The organism is Cuniculiplasma thermophilum, from assembly GCF_052315355.1.
Lineage (GTDB): Archaea > Thermoplasmatota > Thermoplasmata > Thermoplasmatales > Thermoplasmataceae > Cuniculiplasma.
Genome location: NZ_JBLSDF010000015.1, coordinates 24,808 through 41,367 on the forward strand (window position 1 = coordinate 24,808; position 16,560 = coordinate 41,367).

The 16,560-nt window shown below is 36.9% G+C and carries 19 protein-coding genes; 7 read left to right on the forward strand and 12 right to left on the reverse strand.

The window, feature by feature from the left end:
* Positions 1 to 74 precede the first annotated feature (74 nt).
* Complete coding sequence (locus ACNF42_RS03820; RefSeq protein ID WP_443339176.1) at positions 75 to 353, forward strand: hypothetical protein; 279 nt, start codon at positions 75 to 77, stop codon at positions 351 to 353.
* Here the strand turns inward: ACNF42_RS03820 and ACNF42_RS03825 are convergent.
* The 4 genes from ACNF42_RS03825 to ACNF42_RS03840 form a co-directional block, all read right to left on the reverse strand.
* Positions 343 to 1,026 carry a DUF120 domain-containing protein gene (locus ACNF42_RS03825; protein WP_443339178.1) on the reverse strand — a complete coding sequence of 228 codons (684 nt, stop codon included), beginning with the start codon at positions 1,024 to 1,026 and terminating at the stop codon, positions 343 to 345. The genes ACNF42_RS03820 and ACNF42_RS03825 overlap by 11 nt on opposite strands.
* Entirely contained in the window at positions 1,014 to 1,388 is a 375-nt protein-coding gene (locus ACNF42_RS03830) for a type II toxin-antitoxin system VapC family toxin (RefSeq protein ID WP_443339180.1), read from the reverse strand. The genes ACNF42_RS03825 and ACNF42_RS03830 overlap by 13 nt, the downstream gene beginning before the upstream one ends.
* A complete protein-coding gene (locus ACNF42_RS03835; protein WP_443339182.1) occupies positions 1,369 to 1,983 on the reverse strand; it encodes a translation initiation factor IF-2 subunit beta in 615 nt (204 codons plus the stop codon). The genes ACNF42_RS03830 and ACNF42_RS03835 overlap by 20 nt, the downstream gene beginning before the upstream one ends.
* Positions 1,984 to 2,117: 134 nt before the next feature.
* Positions 2,118 to 2,885 (reverse strand): ATP-binding cassette domain-containing protein, encoded by a 768-nt coding sequence (locus tag ACNF42_RS03840; RefSeq protein WP_443339184.1) that lies wholly within the window; start codon positions 2,883 to 2,885, stop codon positions 2,118 to 2,120.
* 136 nt (positions 2,886 to 3,021) lie between these two features.
* Here ACNF42_RS03840 and ACNF42_RS03845 point away from each other — a divergent pair, with 136 nt between their 5' ends.
* The 4 genes from ACNF42_RS03845 to ACNF42_RS03860 all read left to right on the forward strand — a co-directional run bounded on the left by ACNF42_RS03845 (position 3,022) and on the right by ACNF42_RS03860 (position 5,631).
* Complete coding sequence (locus ACNF42_RS03845; protein WP_443339186.1) at positions 3,022 to 3,789, forward strand: hypothetical protein; 768 nt, start codon at positions 3,022 to 3,024, stop codon at positions 3,787 to 3,789.
* A 77-nt stretch (positions 3,790 to 3,866) separates the two neighbouring features.
* Positions 3,867 to 4,529 (forward strand): hypothetical protein, encoded by a 663-nt coding sequence (locus ACNF42_RS03850; protein WP_443339188.1) that lies wholly within the window; start codon positions 3,867 to 3,869, stop codon positions 4,527 to 4,529.
* A complete protein-coding gene (locus ACNF42_RS03855; RefSeq protein WP_443339190.1) occupies positions 4,522 to 4,848 on the forward strand; it encodes a transcriptional regulator in 327 nt (108 codons plus the stop codon). Before ACNF42_RS03850 ends, ACNF42_RS03855 begins: the two co-directional genes overlap by 8 nt.
* 558 nt (positions 4,849 to 5,406) lie before the next feature.
* Complete coding sequence (locus ACNF42_RS03860; protein ID WP_443339192.1) at positions 5,407 to 5,631, forward strand: hypothetical protein; 225 nt, start codon at positions 5,407 to 5,409, stop codon at positions 5,629 to 5,631.
* A gap of 55 nt (positions 5,632 to 5,686) precedes the next feature.
* Here ACNF42_RS03860 and ACNF42_RS03865 read toward each other — a convergent pair whose 3' ends face one another.
* The 4 genes from ACNF42_RS03865 to ACNF42_RS03880 all read right to left on the reverse strand — a co-directional run bounded on the left by ACNF42_RS03865 (position 5,687) and on the right by ACNF42_RS03880 (position 11,098).
* Positions 5,687 to 7,603, reverse strand: a complete 1,917-nt coding sequence (locus ACNF42_RS03865) for a TIM-barrel domain-containing protein (RefSeq protein ID WP_443339194.1) — start codon at positions 7,601 to 7,603, stop codon at positions 5,687 to 5,689.
* Between the two features lie 92 nt (positions 7,604 to 7,695).
* Positions 7,696 to 9,162 carry a D-glyceraldehyde dehydrogenase gene (locus tag ACNF42_RS03870; protein WP_443339196.1) on the reverse strand — a complete coding sequence of 489 codons (1,467 nt, stop codon included), beginning with the start codon at positions 9,160 to 9,162 and terminating at the stop codon, positions 7,696 to 7,698.
* Positions 9,163 to 9,281: 119 nt separating this feature from the next.
* Positions 9,282 to 10,055, reverse strand: a complete 774-nt coding sequence (locus ACNF42_RS03875) for an aldo/keto reductase (protein ID WP_443339198.1) — start codon at positions 10,053 to 10,055, stop codon at positions 9,282 to 9,284.
* Complete coding sequence (locus ACNF42_RS03880; protein ID WP_443339200.1) at positions 10,052 to 11,098, reverse strand: hypothetical protein; 1,047 nt, start codon at positions 11,096 to 11,098, stop codon at positions 10,052 to 10,054. The genes ACNF42_RS03875 and ACNF42_RS03880 overlap by 4 nt, the downstream gene beginning before the upstream one ends.
* Positions 11,099 to 11,314: 216 nt before the next feature.
* Here ACNF42_RS03880 and ACNF42_RS03885 point away from each other — a divergent pair, with 216 nt between their 5' ends.
* Both ACNF42_RS03885 and ACNF42_RS03890 read left to right on the forward strand, forming a co-directional pair.
* Positions 11,315 to 11,785 carry a hypothetical protein gene (locus tag ACNF42_RS03885; RefSeq protein ID WP_443339202.1) on the forward strand — a complete coding sequence of 157 codons (471 nt, stop codon included), beginning with the start codon at positions 11,315 to 11,317 and terminating at the stop codon, positions 11,783 to 11,785.
* A 6-nt stretch (positions 11,786 to 11,791) separates the two neighbouring features.
* Entirely contained in the window at positions 11,792 to 13,615 is a 1,824-nt protein-coding gene (locus tag ACNF42_RS03890) for an APC family permease (RefSeq protein ID WP_443339203.1), read from the forward strand.
* Here ACNF42_RS03890 and thiE read toward each other — a convergent pair.
* Genes thiE through ACNF42_RS03910 form a run of 4 tightly spaced genes read right to left on the reverse strand, consistent with a single transcriptional unit; the run spans position 13,599 to position 16,422 of the window.
* Positions 13,599 to 14,195, reverse strand: coding sequence for a thiamine phosphate synthase (thiE, locus tag ACNF42_RS03895; RefSeq protein WP_443339205.1), 597 nt, complete (start codon positions 14,193 to 14,195; stop codon positions 13,599 to 13,601). The genes ACNF42_RS03890 and thiE overlap by 17 nt on opposite strands.
* The gene (locus ACNF42_RS03900) at positions 14,192 to 15,205 is read right to left on the reverse strand and encodes an AIR synthase-related protein (RefSeq protein ID WP_443339206.1); all 1,014 of its coding nucleotides are present in this window, start codon (positions 15,203 to 15,205) and stop codon (positions 14,192 to 14,194) included. The genes thiE and ACNF42_RS03900 overlap by 4 nt, the downstream gene beginning before the upstream one ends.
* Positions 15,177 to 15,788 carry an MFS transporter gene (locus ACNF42_RS03905; protein WP_443339207.1) on the reverse strand — a complete coding sequence of 204 codons (612 nt, stop codon included), beginning with the start codon at positions 15,786 to 15,788 and terminating at the stop codon, positions 15,177 to 15,179. The genes ACNF42_RS03900 and ACNF42_RS03905 overlap by 29 nt, the downstream gene beginning before the upstream one ends.
* A gap of 58 nt (positions 15,789 to 15,846) precedes the next feature.
* Positions 15,847 to 16,422, reverse strand: coding sequence for an MFS transporter (locus ACNF42_RS03910; protein WP_443339208.1), 576 nt, complete (start codon positions 16,420 to 16,422; stop codon positions 15,847 to 15,849).
* Positions 16,423 to 16,560: the final 138 nt, after the last annotated feature.

The following is a 16,560-nucleotide window of genomic DNA, read 5'->3' on the forward strand; positions in this document are numbered from 1 at the left end:
AGTAAGCCATAAACTTGATTGATGCTTGAAAATCATGGGGGAGAAGTTATGTCTTTGAGATCGATTTTTATTCCATGTCATTATATGGTGATGATTTGATGAGGGATTATTCAAAAATTACCAGATATATAGATTCAAAGAATGTTACATTAGTTTGCACATACAGACATAACTTTGATGCTTCGAGAAACTGCGGGAGTTTGGTTGTTTACGAGGGAAAGGAAGTGACCGAGGATTCCTTTGAACTTTTCATGGAATACATTGAGTGTGGTCTTGATGAGGCTCAATTGGAGAAGAGGATTGAAAAATTTGCCATGGAGATAGAGAGCGGGAAAATTGACGTTACCTTCTAAAAGTAAACTCTACCGTAAGCGTGTCCTCATCCTTTAGATTTAGTTTTTCCCTTAAATATTCCGCCGATATTATTTCCATTACGTCACGATAAATAGATCTGTATGGAAAAATGAGGGCACAGTCTATATTTTGTATTTTGCATTTAAAAGCCTTCACCGCACCATATGTTCTATCATCCGATGAAAAACCTTCAATAATGATCCCTTTTCTACCCCTTATCTGTCTCAATGTACTTTCATATTCTGGATCAATTTTAATATTCAATGTTCCCGGATAAGGAATTATACCAAGCCTCTCATTGAACTGTGTCACATATGGTTTTTTTGATACATAATATCTCCCCTCACCGAGACCACTCTTCACTTTGCCTACCACTTCAATATGTCTCTCCTTTTCCAGTATTTCAGATAGAACACCATATACCTCATATAAAAGATCCATGCCTTTTTCTTCAATATCGATCTCCTGACATTTGTTTGAAATAGAACGTCTTATGAGCCCTTTCTTCTCCATCTCTATTATAAATCTTGAGGCACTCTGTTGGCTCACACCCCACATATTTCCCAGGTCTGAGCTGCTTAATCTTATTTCCCCTTTCTCCTTCTTCTCTTCCGCAAGGGAGGATATAAAAAAGAAGTATTTTCTATTACTTTCTCCATCTATCTGTACCATTCTAAACTCCTGCCATCTCTAATATTAAGTACCGAAATGCCATTTTTTTTAGCCCTTTCAGCAAGATTTCTGTCATTTGTAACCATTATTCCCCTGAGTCTTGCACATTCCCTCTCAAGACATTCATCTCCGGTTCCATCCGCCATGACTACTTCAGTATTTCCATATATGGTCAGCGCAATCGAAGCCTCATTTATTGACCTTGATAGGCCCTCCAGTTCCTTCCTGACGCAACTCAGCAATATCATTCTGAATCTGCCCAATTTTTTGCCTAATTCCCACTTCAGATCGATACGCTGCTTTACAGAATAGATAAGAATGTTTGTATCTGGAATGACCAGATTATCTGACGACTTCTGCAATGGCCATTCCGTCCCGTATCTTTTTAACTTCAACCTTTACCGTCTGGCCCTTTTTAACTCCTGGAACTATTATGTTAAAACCGTATAACTTTGTTCTTCCTTCACCCGATTTTCCTATTTCTTCTATAGTTACTGTGTATCTCTTGCCTTCTTCTATCTGATCTCTATTTATGACTATCTCTCTTGATGAATTAATGGGATGCTGTGCACCACAGGCCTTACAAACAATTACATTAACCCTATTTTCCTTTTTAATTTCTGTATCAGGCGAATTACATTCATAACATCTAACATACACATTAAGATACTGCTCAAGTTTTGCTGAAAACTCTTCTTCAGTTATCTTCCTGTTAATCAAGAGTCTCCTACCGTCAATGTTTACCCCTATACCGAATTCCTTCATGAAGAACTTCGCAACATCCTTTGGGTCTCTGTTTATCATCTCAACTATATCTATAAAATTTCTCACAATGGTAACCTTTCCCTCTAGAATTATAACAGGTTTTGGAATCTTAAGCCTCTCCTGACTTACTGTGGATTTAGCCAGTATATCTGAGGTTCTTTCTAAAAGTGATTCATAATCTTCCATGGTCATAATTCAGTATGTTAAATTGGCTTATTAAGTTGTACCAGTATATCAGAGTAATGAAATATATAAGGAGATGGAAACCGAAGGAAGCAAATTGTACAATTCTGAAATGACATAAATTTGGTTGATTATAAAAAATTTCAGTATAATTTGTAAAAAATTTCTTCCATGTTACTATGGAGTCCTATGCCTTCACCATGGGATGGGACAAAAGATATTGTCCCCTCCCTTGAGGTGATTGTAAGAATGGATTCCTCATGGACTCCATAGAGAGGCTCACTCCTTAGGAAATCTTTGCAATTTACAGGCCCATAGATCTGTCCGCCGAACATAACATATATGCTCCATTCTTCAAGTTCTCTCAATATTCCTATCTCATGGGTCACAAGTATTTTATTGGATTTGAGCTCTTTTATCTGGTCGATCATTATTCTCTTCCTTTTTGGGTCCAGGTTTTCCAGAGGTTCATCAAACAATATGTTTAAGGATCCAGAAGAAATGGCCAAACTACTGTAAATGATTTTTTGCTCCCCGGTGGACATCTCCCTAAAAGAAGTATGATATAAAGATTCTGCATTAAATATTTCCAGATTCCTTTTGATTTCTTCCGTAAGCATGCTTGAATATTGTGAATATATGAGCGCTATATCTTTGGGTGTCTGGGCAAAGGAAAATAGCTCTTCTAGGTTTGAAATGACACATAAGCTTCTTCTCCTTCCACATTCCCCTTCAAATTCCACCCTTCCATTTACCTTCAATACTCCACAAATTGCCTTAACCAGTGATGTTTTTCCTGATCCGTTATGCCCCAAAATTACTGAATTTTTTTCAATTCTCATATTTAATGGACCAAAAATGTTCCTCTTTCCATAGTTAAGACTCAAGTCATTTAGAAATATCATAGTCATCCATTTCCACACCCAATTATAATGTTGCACATTGTTCAGTTTTTGAACCTTTCACCTCCTATTATGTTCCTGAATGAAATAGACTCCTGTGAGAATGATTTCCTATTTTATAAAAAATATACCTGCGAACAAAATTATGCTCATGTGGTCTTTTGTTGTCTCCTCAATAATAGGTGTATTAACTGTACTTTCCATTAGAACTGGAATTTCACAGGATACTATTACCATATACAGAGATGAGTTCGCCCTTGCCTTCGCCTTTGTGTTTGGTTTTTCCTGCAGTACATCCGCAACGGCCATTGCCTCTTCCTATGCATACCAATCCCGTTCCTTCGGTTTCCTGTTTCACAGGATGGGAATAAAGAAACTTAATCTCATGGGATCACTTATTTTTGGAATAATAGTTACATTCATCATGAATGGAACCTTCCTTTTCCTTATTTTGCTTTTACTCCTTAGACTTAGATTGGGCCTCTGGATACTTCCAGTAAACATTGCTTTTAACCTTCCTATGATAATATTTATGTCCATCCTCGATGGTTTCATATTTACTTCCATTGCACTTTTAATAGTGTCTATAGTTCTAATCACATCAAGAACTAAAATACTGGTATACGCAAGATATATTCCCTTCTTTCTATATATAGTTACATTCATACTAATGACAAATGGATTGCACGGTTTCGTTGAGTATATATTCCCCTATTCCTCTGTATTTTACATACTTAACTATCTTTTTAGCGGTTCTGATGTTTACTACAGTAATGTGATTAGCCCAATTCATCCGAACCTCTTTCTTTGCTTCTCTGGAATTTTCCTGTTCCTTATTTTTGTCATGATTATTATATATTTATTAATTGATCATATTTATGCTGGAGGTGACCGCAACGATAGACAGTTTTAGACCTATTTCATTAAGGCTTCAATCCTTTGAGTTTGTAAGTAGAACAATAAATGGTATCATAAATGAATGTGGTTTAAATGATTAAGAATGAGATGGCTCTGTCCCTCGCTATTTCTCAGAAAATTATCTATAGGTACATACGTAAGATCGAAATATTTGTTTATATCCTTTTTTCCACATATATTCCAGTTAATTATGGAATTGGATACTCCTTGGTTTACATAGCTGATAGACTCAGGAATAGATATGTAGACACCCTGCTCAATCTTTATTCACTTTTTATTTTTACAGTATATATTTGGATAATATACAGATACAGGAGCAAAATCAAAAAGGCAGGAGAAACCCTGTACCTTATTGAAAACAAGGATAGAGAGAAATGGAAAATAATAGATTCTTTGCTTAATGGAAATTTTGTATTTCTGTTATTGTTAAGTGCGGTAATTCTGTCCGCCCTATTTGATCTTGAAGGGCTGGAAAATTTTGAAATGATACCCGTATTTTTCTTTTACATATCCACGATCATCTGGTTTATTTCCATCTCCGGTAAACTTTATAAAGCTACAAGTAGGGCAAAATTGATTGGAATTGAGATACTGGCATCCACAGGTTTCTCTATTGGATATCTTGGTGGAATTTTTATATCAGATTACTTTTTTATTATATTTGCCTTAACCTGGTTCTTCTCTGGAATGTACCTTTTCTTTGAGAACAGGAGGAGTGATACCCTTCATGAGTGAGGAACGTGAACTCAATGAAATAGTTGGAGATGACATTTACTCCAATGGAATCAGGACAGGCATTCTTATTGGACTTTACGGAATAGACAAAATAACATTTACAGAGCTACTTCTCTCAACAGGTCTTCCAAAATCTTCCCTACATGTTCAATTGAAATATTTGCAGGAAGGGGACTATGTAACTATAAAGACTGAACTCACGCTTAGGAGACCAATGACATTTATCAGAATAACTGAAAAGGGAAAGGATAAGGTGAAAAATTATTTCTTTATTATTGAAAAATATAGAAATGAACCTGGGAAAAAGAATCAAAAGTGAAGAATTCAGGTAATGAAATAGGGATTTTTGAATGAGTTAGATTTGATTGGTGTTAATCAGAAATTAGAGTCAGATTATGGAAGCAAAGGAGGGGAAATAGTGGGATACAAACAAAGAAATAGAACTTTTAACGGGATAATAAAAAATCACATATAAAGAATGCTTTTCAAATACACAGTATCTATCGGATTCATTGCAAAGGATCTCTTTCACATCACGATATCATTGAAGCACCCCATATATGGATACAAGACATGTTAGATAAATGAGCAAAAAGTGAAACCATTAGATGATAGAAAATGAGTGAATTTGGATGAGCGTTTACAGTACACCCTTTCCAAGTCTTTAACTGCCCAAATACCGATTAAGCCCTATTTAACCGAATCTCGATTCCCTTACCCATATTAAGTCTTAAAATCAAATAAGCTCGAATAACAATACGAAATAGGACTCTTATATTTTCCAAAGTCATAAATTCCTCAGGTATTGCAGAGGATTTTGTTGTTCCAATTCGAAATGAGGAAAAAATCCATAAAGCGCCGAAACTGAAAATTGAAAATGATATATGTAATGCTGAAATATGGAAAAATGGCATGGTCGCTCGCATATAAATATGGATTAATGGGATTGATAATTGGCGCAATATTGGCAGTAGCTTCGGCATTTCTTGATGTGGGAAATAACCTTAAAGTGATGTTCATTATGACGTTTATAGAGCTTGGGTTTGTAATAGGTTTGCTTTTGGGAGCAAAGAAAGAAGATTCTAAAAATTTGCATAAATAGGTGTTTATTAAACTGTTAGTTTATTCAGAAATTAAAAATGGGAAAAAGTGGCGGCTTAAATTAAGTCGCTAATGAGAACTCTTTCCTTTTCACAGTCCAGAATCCTTTCCTTGGTATTTTCTGAAGTTTTTATCTGATCCTTGATCTTTTCTATTTCTAACCACTTTCCTTCGTAAAAGACTTTCTCTTTGATGTTACCAAATACAACAATACCTTTTCTTGTAAGTAACAGATGATTCTCCCTCAGATATATGGGCATATCTCCACCTGAATTCACCATCTTATTACCCAGATTCATTTCACCAGTCTGGAGATTATACCATCTTCCTGAAGGCAGGAAAACCTTTCTGCTATCCATTCCTCTTTGGACTATGGGTGCAATCATTATTTCATCACCCACCATGTACTGGTCATCTATCTGGTAAAGACCATCCTCATTGGGAAAATTGAATGCAAGCGGCCTGATTATGGGCTCGAAATTCTCTTCCGCCAATCTGGCCTTCCACAGAAGATGTGGTACTATGGAATGCCTCAACCTTAGAATTTCCCTGAATCTCTCAGTATAGAATGAATTGTATATGTAAAGCTCTTGATCATTTTCAGTTTTTGATTTGTGGTTCCTGTAAACAGGGAAGAATAAGGCCATCTGATAGAATCTCAGGAGTAACTCCGGATCACTATAATTCAGAAAGCCCCCCAGATCACATCCCACATAGGGAACACCAGAAATACTCAAAGAACTAAGCAGTGGAATCTGAAGAGCCATGCCTTCAAAGTTTCCGTTTCCGTCCCCTGACCATATGGCAGCGTATCTCTGGCTTCCTGCGAATCCTGACCTGGAAAGAATAAACTTATCCTCTCCTAATGCCTTTTTGGTTGCCATTGATTCAAAATAAGAATAGTAATTATGAACATAAGTGTGGGAAATCTTGGAACCATTGTAATTGTGAACCGCATCCTCGTCAATAGTTCGTGATTTACTGTTCATTGATGGTTCATTCATATCAAGCCATATGCCATCAAATCCATTCTTTATAAATTCCCTAACCTTGCTGCTCCAGAATTCTCTTGCCCTGTCCATGAGGAAATCCGGGAATGCGCATGTTCCAGGCCAGACACTGGATGAGAATATTTCACCCTTTGAAGTTTCCACATAATTTCCAAGCCCCTTTATAAAGGTCTCATCCTTTTGATCCAGTTTTAATCCGGGGTCAATTATGGGAATTACCTTAATTCCTCTGTTGTGACACTCCTCAATAAATTTTTCTGGATTGGAAAATTTTTTACCGTCTATGGTGAAGGGTACATAGTCTTTCATGTAATCGATATCAAGATAGACAGATCCTACGGATTCCTTACCGAATACCTTCTGGTACATATGGATTATGTCCAGAACTCTCTTTTCCGGATAATAGGAATATCTGCATATCTGATGTTCCAGTGACCATTCAGGCAGGGTGAATGGCCTTCCTGTCATCTTCATGAAATTAGCTGAAACATCTGCAGGTGTGCCTTCAGGGAATATGTATAATTCAAAATTCCTTGAAGGTACAGTTATGGTTATTTTATCGTAAATCTCCTGTCCAAAATCCATTATGGTTCTTCCACCATAATTTACAAAAAATCCTGTCGCCTTTCCCTGGCTTATTTTTAAGAAGAAAGGGATTGATACATACAGTGGATCTGTCTTAAGATTATAGGCATAGCTATCGTAATTCCAGAATTCAACCCTTGTTCTCCTTCTCTCCACAGGTAGGGCCTTTTCGCCAAGACCCATGATATGATCCATAAGTTCCAGGGGCATCTGGATCTTTACTGATTCCTCATATTCTTCAATGGTTATTCTGTGACCTGAAAGAAAATCCTCACTCAGCTGGGATTCAGCGTGAAAATCATACATATCTCTTATAAATGGAGTGTTAAAACTTATTCTTACAATACCTTCTTGATCCTTTTCTATTTTAAGTGACATGAATCCATATTTTGTAAAAGTGTAAAACCTTTTTTATAATTACTACCATATGTAGTTAATTCTAAATTTCTAAAAAAATTGGAAATAAGGGTTTAGAAACCGGGAACTGTTCCAATTTTTAATTTGCTCCCAGAGTAATCAACATATACGTTTTTCAATTTGAGATACTCCTCAATTCCGTATTTGCTTCCCTCTCCTGCCTGACCGGTCATTCTGAAACCTGTGTGGTATCCCTGTGAAGCCTCAGGTCCAGGCATGTTTACGTATACTTCCCCAAACCTTATCCTCTCCGAGGCTTCATAAACAAGATTCATATCTGAGGTAAACAGATAGGAAGCAAGACCGTATTTTGAATCATTGGCCAGTTTAAACATTGTCTCCTTGTCACTTACTTCGTGTATCCCCACAATAGGACCAAAGATTTCCTCCTGGAAGAGAGGTGAGTTCTGTGGAACATTGTCTATAACTGTTGGTTCGAAGAAGAAGCCATTTCTCAATGGACCGGAAAGTTCAGGAGTTTTTCCACCCGCCACTATGTTTAGCTTCTCTTCCTTTGCCTTTGAGATAAATGACTCCATTGTCTTAACTGCACCCTTGTTGATCAATGGCCCCATTACTGAATTGTTTGGATCACCCACTTTCACCTGCTTTGTCATTTTCAAAAAGATGTCCATAAACTTCTGCTTTACATCTGAGTGAACATATACTCTTTCTGCAGCAATGCAAGATTGCCCAGCATTCCAGAATTTAGCCCAAATCAAAGCCTTTGCTGCATTTTCAAGGTCCGCGTCCTTCCATATTATGAACGGAGCCTTTCCACCCAATTCAAGTATTGTTTTTGCCATATTTTTTGATGTGTTCTCTATTATACGCTGGCCTGTCTCTGTTGATCCTGTCATTGTTACGAGCCCAACCTTCTTGTGGGACACTATATAATCTCCTATCTCAGACCCTTTTCCAGTTATAAGATTGAGGACACCCTTTGGTATTCCTGCTTCAACGAACTTCCTGACTATCCACTCCGCAGTCAGGGGGGTATCACTACTTGGCTTAAGTACGACTGAATTTCCTGTAAGGAGGGCAGGTGCAAGTTTTCTTGCTACCATACCCGCTGGAAAATTCCATGGGGTCAAAGCAATGACAACACCGTATGGTACCTTATATTGAAAGATCTTTCTTTGTGAATTTGTACCTTCAACAATATCACCTGTAATTTTCCTTGCAAACTCAGAATAATAGTAAATCTGATCAAGTACACCATCTACTTCCTCGGCAGCCTGAACCTTGACCTTGCCACATTCCTTTATAAGTATTTCTTCTAGCTCCTTTCTTGATTCTCTTATGCGGTCCCCTGCATTTCGGATCAATTTTCCCCTTTCTACAGAACCCAGATCGAACCATGCCTGGAATGACGAATCTGCTGCATCTATTGCACGGTCAACATCCTCCTTTGTTGATGCAGGAAATTTGTCTAATAATTCACCCGTTGAAGGGTTCAGTTTATCTATAGTTTTGCCGTTACTTGAATCCACCCACTGTCCATCAATATAGTTTTTCATAATCAGACATGTGCTACAAAGGATTTATCTATTTCCATTCCTGACTAAATGATGTAAATAATTTTTAAAATGATGACTTTTTCAAAAGTTAAAATGGTTGAACTTGGAGTTTAAGAAACTTAAAACATTCTTATTTTTCCCTTTGAATATTGCTCATATGCTTCTAAGAGAGCCTCCAAATGCTCAGTTGTGGAAAATTTTGGTATAGGATAGGCCCCAAGTGAGATTGTATAGAGGAGACTGTATGAAGACACTGAGAGTCCCGATTTTTTTATTCTTTCTTGTAATTTTATATCATCAGGCATTCTGTTTCTGTTTAAGGGAGAATAGGCTATAGGCAAAATATTGTTTTCTTCACAGTATTCCCGGACCTCATTAAATGTTGACTGTTTTGACACGTTTAGTTCAATCTGATTTGCATACAAATTATGTCCAGATAACTCATTTGCTTCCATAAGAAGGTCTAACTGAAAATTGCTTACGCCAACATACCTTGCAAGACCTTCGTCCTTGATTTCCATTAGTTCTTTGATTAAAGTCTCAATTGGATAATTTTCATCAGGCCAGTGCAAAAGATAGAGATCTACATAATCAATTTTCATTCTCTTCATTGAATTATTTATTGCATTTTTCAATTTTCCATATGAGGATGGCCAAGCCTTTGTTATAATGAAAACCTTATCTCTATCATTGAGTTCAAGTGCCTTTCCAACGAGTTCCTCTGCATGTCCACCACCATACATCTCTGCGGTATCAATAACGTTTATGCCATTTTTCATGGCAACATCTATAATATTTACCCATTCCTTATCCTTCGAGTGGTCTGGGGAGGAACCTCCTCCCATTCTCCAGGTTCCTAGTCCAAAAGGAGAAAAGTCGTCGCGTTCGATCATATGCTTATACCCATCATTTTAGCTAATTCAATTCCAGAATTTCCGGCAAGGGAAAGTCTTTCCTTTACATTAACAGATCCGCCGGTATTTGAAGATTGTTCCTTCAATAGATTCTGAAGAATATCCTTTTTCATTTCGAACACCTTCATTGCGAATTGCCTTAAATTACCAGTTTCTAAAACCTCATTACCATTTTGATAGAGATGAATTAATTTCATTTTATTTGCTTCTATCTCCATTATACTCCCATAAATACGATCAAGAGGGTCCTGAATTCTTTCCATTTCAATTGTACTGCTTAGGGCAGAATTTCCAGTAATATCTATGGTCTGTTTGTCAATAGAATACTCAATAGAAAGAAAGGCATTATCATTTCCTCTTGACATTACGAACGTAACCTTTCCATCACTGTCTGGATCTGAAAAGACAACAAAGAGATTTCCCTTGCTTATACTTGCAGATGAAAGATAATATCTATCAATTTTTTCGTAATCCACCTGTGTCTCCTTACCTACCCAGTTGCTGCCGCTATTTACCGGTATCTTGACCCCTTTTTCAAGTGAACCAAACTTGATAGGTTCCTTGAATATCTCCAGACTCCTGGTGTTAAGGGAAAACTCATACTCTATACCACCTTCTGCGATATACTTTACCGATGAATCATATATTCCCTCTATAAGTCGAAGATTTATGCTCATATCGATTACCTTCAGAGCATCAGATGAAAGAAATGCTTGAATGTTTTTGACGGAGTTCATTTTGGCTGATGACATTGCCGTCTCAATTTCATCCATTTTGCTCTTAAAGTCATCCCCTACCCTTTTTTTCAATTTCTCCAGACTGGCCTTGACAAAATCATTAATTTCCTTTTCAGTTTCTCCAATTCCCTTATATGATTTTGAGGCTTTAAAATCATCTATAATCTTGGAGATGCCGACCTGCAACTTGTCAATATCAGCAATTTCCTGAGGCAAGGCATTCTTTATGTTATCCATATTATTCTTAAGATTATCGTACTCGTTCTGACTGATGATGGAATCCAACAGATACTGGAAGTATACCCTCAGGGTCTTATCCTCAGATGAAGAATTTGTATTCTCTATTTAAATCGCCATATGTGTATGTCAGAATGTTTTTTTAACCTTACCTTTGTTTTTTGTGAGTGCTCAATATAGGCCATTGGATATCTACCTATATATTTTTATAACCTTAAAATGCAGAGTCGGTAAGATTTATATTCTCGCTCACATAGAAGATTTATGGATCAGGAAAAGAAAGAGGACCCCTTAGATCCTTTAATAGATTCCTTTGAGATCAACGTTAAGGCCCTTATGCTTCTTTCAGACAAAGATGCAACAATAACAAGATCAGATGTTATTAGAAGAATTGAAAATAGTTCAAGCGGGGAGGTGAGGGAATTTATTGAAATAGTAAGAACGGCGAGAAAAGGAAACGATTTATCAATTTTACTCGCAACCGCAGGTGAATTTCTTCTATCAGCTTTCCTATTTATTCTTGGGATAATACTAGTTGTACCCACTTTTTCATCGGCTGGTAATAGTAATATATTTTTTTCCTACTATGTGAGCGGTTTGAAATATGCTGAAATAAGGTCAGGTTATTTCCAGCTTGCACTTTTTATTAATTTCTTAACCGCTTTGATCGTACTTTTTGCTGGTTTTTTTACTTTAAAAACTGCAAGGGTGAATATAAGGTATCTGTTCAGGTGAGAGGATTTGGATAGAAAGACGATAAGAAAAATTTACACTGCAAGGGTAATCATAACTATTGCTTCCCTTTCCATTTTCATATTCATGGCACTCTTTGGAATATTAAACTTTTCCTATCTTTTTAACTTTGAGACCATATCCCTTAAGAGAACAATTTTATTGATTTCTTTCTTCACGGGTCTTGTTTTGTCGCTTTATATGACTCTCTCTTTTCCCTTATCACTGAGAGTTCGCTTTTCCAGACCAAGAGTCACTGGAAAACCAAATCCTGTATACGGATTTTTTATTGTTCTGTCAATAGGCGTTGGTTCTACTCTGGGTTCTCCTCTTTTCATTCTTATTCCTGAGAATGCATTGCAGTTCGGCATAATATCTACAATTTCACTTATTGTAGCGGCCGCAACCTCAATGATTATGGCGAGGGTTTACAATGATGTCTATCTATTCCATAAACAGAATGGAAAGGATATAGTTGGTGGTCCAGCCTTTGTGAGAGAGGCCTACGGGGTATCATCCGTGAGATATTTTATTAGCAGAACTTCCATGTGGGTTGCCAATTCTGCACTTGCAGCCTATTGTGTAATAATCTTCTTTGATCTTTTGCTTATAGTAATACCTTCAAGTCATATTCTAACTGGAACCCTGTCTCAGATTTTAATATACGGTATACTTGCATTGTTTGTTTTCTGGTTCATTATAAATGCTTTTTTTGAAGAAAGATACATTGTTCTCATAGGGAAAGTTCAATTAGTAATGATGGTAATAATGGCAGCCATACTGGTTGCCGAGGAGGCAGTTGTATTCCACAGTGCCCCACTTTCAACAAAATTATTCTTCTCGTTTTCTGGCAATTGGTTTGAGGACATACTCATTGATACTGGATACCTTTTCATCCTATTTTTTGGCTTTCAGGAGATCATGGCATTTCAGAGAAGCGTTAACACAAAATCAGAATATTATTTACCAATAATTAGAAAAAAACTGAAGATGGAAAAGGACAAAATAATAAAATTAAGTATGATCGCAACCGTCATAATATCATCTTCCATAAACATAATATATTCAGTTGCTGTTTTAACAACCCAGCGGAGAGGGATAGGCCTGGAAACCGATGCAATTCCCGCGTTTAATATAGCAAACTCCACAGGTGGTGGAATCGCATACATATTTATGATATTGGCATTTATAATAGCCACATTGACAACTTTTGTGCCGGCATTTTTAGCTGCTTCAAGGCATCTTAGATCACTTGGAGAAGACAGAATTTTTCCCCTTTCCATAGCCAGATTTTCCTGGATATTTACGCTTATATTCATAATAATACTTGTGGAAACTGGAGAAAATTTCCTTTTAAGTATAACGGATTTTATGGTTTTAATCAGTCTGGCTTTTATAAATCTTTCAGCGACGAGATACAGGCAGGAAATGGGGAAGGTTAATGGAATGGTTCGTCCCATTGTTGTTGGTGTACTGACATTTACCTTTGGAGCATTTAATTATTTCATTGATCCCGATGTCGTCCTGTTCTCCATCGTTGTGATTGCAACATCCTACCTAATACACAATATTATCAATATGGAAGCAGCCGCAAAAAAACTGTATTCGGCATCTATCCTAATAATGGTATTTCTGACATCCATATTTACAGGAATTAATTACAACGAGCTACATTCCATGGATTTAGCTTTCATTAGATTCAGCAGCCCACTGGAGGGCCTGATATTTATAATGCTTCTTCTCATTCTCTCTCTTATAGCCGTATTTGAATTTATTCTTGAGTGGGTCCTTACAAAGGGCGGGTATGAAGAGGCCATCAGATCATTGATCTGAGCCTCAATGTGCTCTCATAAGGATCCTGCGAAGAATAAAGCATAGAACTTACTGCGATACCATCATATTTCAAATCTATGATCTTTCCCACGTTCTGAAAATCGATTCCACCTATTGCGTATATGGGTACTTTAAGCTTCGGCCTTGCCACTTTTATGACTTCTGGATTACATAAGGTGTAATCTTTTTTTGTACTTGTAGGATACATAGAACCAAATGCAACATAATCTGCCCCCTTTGATTGCAGAAGAACAGCAAGTTCCGGATCACAATATGATGATCCACCAATCCTCAAACCAGAATATTTTTTCCTTATTACACTTATATCTGTATCATCCTTTCCCACATGAACTCCGTCTGATTCTATATCCTGATATAAATGGACCCTATCGTTTATATAAAAGATCGTTCCATGATCAGCACACATTGCCTTTAACTTTTTAGCCACCTCCACATATTTCTCATCACTGGAGGTCTTATCTCTATACTGTAAAATTTCGATTCCTGCCATGAGGATCCTTTCGGTTCTGCTATAAAAGGCTTGACCGAAGAAATCCGGAGTTATTCCATAGATTATCATTTTTTTATCGCCCCCCAGTAAGGATCTCCTCTCCTTGTTGACCATATATTTCCATCGAGGAATACTTTACCTCCTTTCTCTTCCAGAAATCTTCCTGCCATTGAAAAATCTATCCCATTATCCTTCATAAAACTTTCAAATTCATTAGAGGATTCCTCTTTTACAGCAATTATAATGCATCCTTCACTGGTCGTTTCCAGCCAGTTAATGCCGAAACCTTTGAGATAACTAATTACCTTTTCGTTTCCATTAAGATTATTACTGTTCACTATAACATCATGTTTTGCGAGGGATGATACCTCGTTCATAGCAGTGACAAGCCCTCCCTCTGTAACGTCGTGCAGATATAAAATTCCATCAGTTTTGTTTTGGAATTCCAGAATTTTTTTTATTTTATTGCTCCCTATTATTCCCTCTCTCATTCCCAATATCTCTTTGGAAGCCTTATCAGATTTATTACTATAAGCAGAAAGAATTACGGCTGCCTGAATTCCTGGAATGCCAGTAATATAGAGATTATCGCCACTCTTAACCATACCAATATCAGGAGGATTTACCTTCAGTTTGCCGCACATTGTCGCAGATCCAATTAATGGTAATCTAGAAGACGGGTATCTACCGGTATGGCCGGTTACAATATCAACAGACCAGTTTTTTGCCTCGTATGTGAATGATGACCAGTATTCGTCCAGCATATTATCATCGAAATCCACCGGAAGTGTTAGTGTTACTGCCATGTATTCAGGAAGGTTCCCTGAGGCCAGGAAGTCCGTGAGAATGATATGGAAGCCGAATCTGGCGGCGAAGTTCATTCCTAGTGGCTTATGGCATGATAGTGGGTCAGTGGTCATAATTGTCCTATCCTTCCCTAAACCATATATTCCATAGTCCACGCCTACCTTTGGGCCCAAAAATGTACTCCTATTACTAACTCTTCCCAGTATTTTTCTGGATAGCAAATCATTGTCTAATTTACCATACTCATATGAGTTCCTTTCCTGCAGTTTCAACACCCCTAAGATACCACAATATAGCTCCTATTGCCGCCATAATCTCTATAACGCTTATAATAACTAAGTAGATGAAAATTGAGGGTTTTTCCATATATACCAAAAAATATAAGATAATAAGAATTGAATATGAAAATGCCCTGATTCTGGATATGTGTCTTCCACGCTCAGGTGTAAACGTGAGCTCAGTCTGTAATATGTCTCTGCTTCCCCATCCAATCTCTGAAAGAAAACTTCTTATGATGAGTAGCCAGATTAAGAGGGCAAATGGTAGAACGGAAAGATATGAAAATATTGAAGCAAAAACAACAATAATGGCCATAAGCGGAAATGATGCAATAGGAATTACCTTATGCTGCAATCTCTTCACAAATATGGCTAGAATTATCCCTGAAACAAACCCTGCAAATGTTGTAAGCAGAGTTACATAGTAAGGTTGATTTGCATATAGATCGCCAAAGTAAATGTTGATAAGAAAGAATCCTGCAACTATGGCTGTTCCTGTCGTTAGTTGCTCAAAATCTGACAGAATAATAAAGTGATTTCCCTTATAATTATAGGTCTCTTTTATCTTCTTGTTCATTTCTGATTTGGTGGGAGAATCTAAATGGGATTTACTTAACCAATAGTACTCTGAAATTTTATGCCGTGAAATGATCCCTAACATTAATATTATAATGGATGAAAATAGCAAAAATTCTCTTATTCCATTTTCTGAAAGTGGGAAAAAATACAGAAAAAAATACTCCCCCGTTAGCCATGTTTGTTATAGCCACAATGTATCTGGATCTTGAAAACGCATGAAACTCTTCATAGAGGTAAGAGATGAGTACTGTTTCATCTCCTCCAAGGAAAAAATTCGCAAAGAAGATGAAAAAAGTGAGTTCAAAATAGTTTGAAGAAAAAATTGCTCCTATAATACCCACAGAGGCCATGTAAATTGAAATGAGAAAAGGTATCTTCCTTCCAATTCTGTCTGAGATATATCCAATTAACAGATTTCCACTCAGGAGTCCAAGAGCCCCTGACACCGGATAAAGAAATGAAAGGTCTGAAGGTATATTGACGAATTTATAAACTAATATGGACATGTAGAGAACTATACCCCAAAGAAACATTGATGAACTTCCCGCTAAAATAACCCAAATTTTTTTATTTTCGCAACTTTCTCTCACTTCAGAATGTATGTTCCATATCACTGGTGCCTGAATTGACATAGTGTCCCAAATGTTGTGTATTTATAAAGGATACCTCCTTTGGAACATTTCCTTAATCTCATCAATGCATTTATAATATCCCCTCAATGATCTCATAGACCATTTGTCATTTATCTCTGCTGCCCTCAGATAAATGAT

What these genes read in the sequence shown, in the direction of transcription:
- ACNF42_RS03820 (WP_443339176.1), top strand. Translation starts at nt 75, where the DNA reads ATGTCATTATATGGTGATGATTTGATGAGGGATTATTCAAAAATTACC.
- ACNF42_RS03825 (WP_443339178.1), bottom strand. Translation starts at nt 1,026, where the DNA reads ATGGTACAGATAGATGGAGAAAGTAATAGAAAATACTTCTTTTTTATA.
- ACNF42_RS03835 (WP_443339182.1), bottom strand. Translation starts at nt 1,983, where the DNA reads ATGACCATGGAAGATTATGAATCACTTTTAGAAAGAACCTCAGATATA.
- ACNF42_RS03840 (WP_443339184.1), bottom strand. Translation starts at nt 2,885, where the DNA reads ATGACTATGATATTTCTAAATGACTTGAGTCTTAACTATGGAAAGAGG.
- ACNF42_RS03845 (WP_443339186.1), top strand. Translation starts at nt 3,022, where the DNA reads ATGCTCATGTGGTCTTTTGTTGTCTCCTCAATAATAGGTGTATTAACT.
- ACNF42_RS03850 (WP_443339188.1), top strand. Translation starts at nt 3,867, where the DNA reads ATGATTAAGAATGAGATGGCTCTGTCCCTCGCTATTTCTCAGAAAATT.
- ACNF42_RS03855 (WP_443339190.1), top strand. Translation starts at nt 4,522, where the DNA reads ATGAGTGAGGAACGTGAACTCAATGAAATAGTTGGAGATGACATTTAC.
- ACNF42_RS03860 (WP_443339192.1), top strand. Translation starts at nt 5,407, where the DNA reads ATGATATATGTAATGCTGAAATATGGAAAAATGGCATGGTCGCTCGCA.
- ACNF42_RS03865 (WP_443339194.1), bottom strand. Translation starts at nt 7,603, where the DNA reads ATGTCACTTAAAATAGAAAAGGATCAAGAAGGTATTGTAAGAATAAGT.
- ACNF42_RS03870 (WP_443339196.1), bottom strand. Translation starts at nt 9,162, where the DNA reads ATGAAAAACTATATTGATGGACAGTGGGTGGATTCAAGTAACGGCAAA.
- ACNF42_RS03875 (WP_443339198.1), bottom strand. Translation starts at nt 10,055, where the DNA reads ATGATCGAACGCGACGACTTTTCTCCTTTTGGACTAGGAACCTGGAGA.
- ACNF42_RS03885 (WP_443339202.1), top strand. Translation starts at nt 11,315, where the DNA reads ATGGATCAGGAAAAGAAAGAGGACCCCTTAGATCCTTTAATAGATTCC.
- thiE (WP_443339205.1), bottom strand. Translation starts at nt 14,195, where the DNA reads ATGATAATCTATGGAATAACTCCGGATTTCTTCGGTCAAGCCTTTTAT.
- ACNF42_RS03905 (WP_443339207.1), bottom strand. Translation starts at nt 15,788, where the DNA reads ATGAACAAGAAGATAAAAGAGACCTATAATTATAAGGGAAATCACTTT.
- ACNF42_RS03910 (WP_443339208.1), bottom strand. Translation starts at nt 16,422, where the DNA reads ATGTCAATTCAGGCACCAGTGATATGGAACATACATTCTGAAGTGAGA.